Raw genomic sequence first — 3396 nt, forward strand, 5'->3', positions numbered from 1 at the left:
CCAATCCCTGGGCTGATGCATGCCGACCTAGGCGGCTATCATGTCGACGACATTGAGATTGTCTGCGCATTCGATGTCGCCAGGAGCAAGGTTGGCCGCGACGTCGCGGAAGCGATCTACGCCGCCCCGAACAACACGTTCCGCTTCGCCGACGCGCTGACAACCGGCGTTCGCGTCGAGCGCGGGCCGACGTTGGACGGGATCGGTAAATATCTGCGCGACGAGATTGAAGAAGCTCCGGATCCCGTAGCCAATGTCAGCGAGATCCTGCGCGACAGCAACGCTGACGTGCTGGTTTCCTACCTGCCGGTGGGTTCTGAGGAGGCAACTTGCTTCTATGCCGAATGCGCGCTCGAGGCCGGCTGCGCCTTCGTCAATTGCATACCAGTTTTCATCGCCTCACGCCCGGAATGGCGCCGGCGCTTTGAGCAGCGAGGACTGCCGCTGGTCGGCGACGATATCAAGAGCCAGGTCGGCGCGACCATCGTGCACCGGCTGCTGGCCAATCTCTTCCGCGAACGCGGCGTACGCATCGACCGCACCTATCAGCTGAATTTCGGCGGCAACACCGATTTTCTCAACATGCTGGAACGCGAGCGGCTGGAATCGAAGAAAATCTCGAAGACACAGTCCGTGGCCAGCCAGTTCGATGTTCCCCTGGAGCCAGGCAATATCCACGTTGGGCCCAGCGACCACGTACCGTGGCTGACCGATCGCAAGTGGGCCTATATAAGGGTGGAAGGCACGACTTTCGGCGGCGTGCCGCTCAACGCCGAGCTCAAGCTGGAAGTCTGGGATTCGCCCAACTCGGCCGGCGTGGTGATCGATGCGGTACGCTGCGCCAAACTGGCGCTCGATCGCGGCATGGCCGGAGCGCTGACCGGTCCCTGCAGTTATTTCATGAAGTCGCCTCCCGAACAGTTCACCGACGCCGAAGCGCGGCAGCGCACGCTTGCGTTCATCGCCGGCAAGGACGAGCCTTTGCTCGATGCCGCGGAATGACGACGACCTTCTTTCTGATCCGCCATGCGGCACACGACAATGTCGGCTCCTATCTGGCAGGCCGTATGGACGGCGTTTGCCTCGGGGATGCTGGTAAGGCGCAGGCAACGCAGCTTGGCTGCCGCATGGCCCGGGAGCCGATTGCAGCGATCTTGTGCAGCCCGCGCGAGCGGACCCGGGAGACGGCCCTGCCAATCGCGCTCGCCTGCGGCGTCGGGGAAATCGCGATCTGTGCCGAACTCGACGAGATCGACTTCGGCGACTGGTCGGGAAAGACCTTCGATGAGTTGAGCGGCAACGCCGGCTGGCGAGCCTGGAACGACCAGCGGCAGGAGGCCAGGACACCAAACGGCGAAACCATGCTGGATGTCCAGCAGCGCGTCGTCGCGGTGATGAACGCTGTCCACGAGCAGCATCAGAATCAGTGTGTCGCCCTGGTCAGCCACGCCGATGTGATCAAGGCCGCCGTTTGCAAAGTCCTTGGCTTGCCGGCCGGCGACTGCTTTCGCTTCGACATCGATCCCGCCTCGATCACCACGATCGTGTCGGGCGACTGGGGGGCGAAGCTGATCCGATTGAACGAAGTTGCCTGACGAGGATTTGCCGGATGCAGATGGTCATTTTCGGTCTTACCGTCACGTCTTCATGGGGTAACGGCCATGCCACCTTATGGAGGGGACTGATCAGAGCCCTCGCCCGGCGCGGCTGGTCCATCACCTTCTTCGAACGCGACACACCCTACTATGCCGGAACGCGCGATGTTGATCATCTGGACGGCGGCAACATCGTGCTCTATCCGGACTGGGAGGATATCCGCCGGGTCGCGGAGCAAACGATCAAACGATCGGATGTCGTTATCGTCACCTCTTATTGTCCCGATGCCGTGGACGCCTCGCGGCTGGCGCAGCAGGCAGGGCGCGGACTGCGGGTCTTCTACGATCTGGACACTCCGGTCACGCTTGCCCGCATCGAACAAGGTGAGCGTCCACCCTATTTCGGCCCCGAGGGTCTTGCCGATTTCGACCTCGTCCTGAGCTACACAGGCGGCTCGGCGGTCGACGCGCTGAAGGCGGTTCTGGGCGCGCGTCACGTGGTGCCGCTCTATGGGCATGTCGATCCGGATCAACACCGGCCGGCTACGCCGCGGGCCGAGTTCAAGGCCGATCTCTCCTATCTCGGAACCTACGCGCCCGATCGCCAGGCGGCCGTCGAGAATCTGCTGGTTCGCCCAGCTGCGCGCTTGGCGGACCAGCGCTTCATCATCGGCGGCGCACAATATCCGCAGGAATTCCCGTGGAGCGACAACATCTTCTTCGTCAGGCACCTTCCGCCGGCCGATCACCCGGCGTTTTTCTCATCCTCTCGTCTGACACTGAATGTGACCCGCGAGGCGATGGCGCAAAAGGGCTGGTGCCCTTCGGGCCGGTTGTTCGAAGCAGCGGCATGTGGAGTGCCTATCGTAACCGACACATGGCCGGGCCTAAGCAGCTTCTTCGAACCCGGCAGCGAGATCCTGCTGGCCCACGACACCGATGACGTGGTCGCGGCGCTCGCCTTACCCGCAGGAGAACTCGATGCTATCAAAACCCGTGCGCGCCAACGGGTTCTCGACGAACACACTTCTGGCCGGCGCGCGGCGGAGCTGGACCAGATTCTAAACGACGCCTTTCAAAGATCTCCCGGCGAACCGATGATGGAAGCAGTCTGATGTTGGGCATTGTGCCCGCTGCCGGGCGCGGCAGCCGCATTCAACCGCTCGGCTTCTCGAAAGAGCTGCTGCCGGTCGGCAGCCGGATCGATGGACAGACCGAGCGTCCCTGCGCCGTGAGCGAGTATCTGGTGCGGCGGATGGTGCACGCTGGCGTCGACAAGATCTGTTTCATCATTGGATCGGGCAAATCCGACATCCTCGAATATTACGCTGCCGGCTATGGTGAGGCCGCGGCTCTCTTCGTGGTGCAGCCCATTCCCGTTGGACTTTGCGATGCGATTTTTCGGGCAGCGCCTCTCGTCGCGTCCGATGAGGTCGTCCTGGTCGGCCTTCCCGACACGATCTGGTTTCCCGAGGACGGCTTCTGTCATTTGCCTGACGATCAGCTTTCATTTCTGCTCTTCCCGGTGGATCGTCCCGAATTCTTCGACGCCGTCGTTGTCGATGACCACGAGCGCGTGATCGAAATCCAGGTCAAGCAACAGGACGCCGCCACGAACTGGGTTTGGGGTGCGTTCAAGATGCCGGGGTCGATCCTGCATCAGCTTGCGGCACTCTGGCGTGAACGGGAATGCCGTGACGAATATATCGGCACGTTGGTCAACGCCTACCTTGCGGCCGGAGGTCGAGCCTCCGGCGTCAAGGCTGGGTCCGCCTATGTCGATGTCGGCACTTTCAACGGC

4 protein-coding genes are annotated in these 3396 nt (G+C 62.2%); all 4 read left to right on the forward strand.

What is annotated here, in order from left to right; genetic code table 11:
- Nucleotides 1-1002 (forward strand): inositol-3-phosphate synthase (locus EN750_RS24700; protein WP_127398004.1); only part of this gene is annotated, 1002 nt, incomplete at its 5' end.
- Nucleotides 999-1595, forward strand: coding sequence for a histidine phosphatase family protein (locus EN750_RS24705; RefSeq protein ID WP_127320166.1), 597 nt, complete (start codon nt 999-1001; stop codon nt 1593-1595). The genes EN750_RS24700 and EN750_RS24705, both read left to right, overlap by 4 nt.
- Nucleotides 1596-1609: 14 nt before the next feature.
- Nucleotides 1610-2710: a glycosyltransferase gene (locus EN750_RS24710; protein ID WP_127398006.1), complete on the forward strand. Its 1101-nt coding sequence runs from the start codon at nt 1610-1612 to the stop codon at nt 2708-2710.
- Nucleotides 2710-3396, forward strand: a 687-nt coding sequence (locus EN750_RS24715; RefSeq protein ID WP_127398008.1) for a sugar phosphate nucleotidyltransferase, incomplete at its 3' end; no start/stop codon positions are given. The genes EN750_RS24710 and EN750_RS24715, both read left to right, overlap by 1 nt.

This window comes from Mesorhizobium sp. M7A.F.Ca.ET.027.03.2.1 (genome assembly GCF_003999175.1).
Classification (GTDB): domain Bacteria; phylum Pseudomonadota; class Alphaproteobacteria; order Rhizobiales; family Rhizobiaceae; genus Mesorhizobium.

Excerpts from the sequence above, each read along its gene's own strand:
- EN750_RS24705 (WP_127320166.1), top strand. The coding sequence starts at position 999 with ATGACGACGACCTTCTTTCTGATCCGCCATGCGGCACACGACAATGTC.
- EN750_RS24710 (WP_127398006.1), top strand. The coding sequence starts at position 1,610 with ATGCAGATGGTCATTTTCGGTCTTACCGTCACGTCTTCATGGGGTAAC.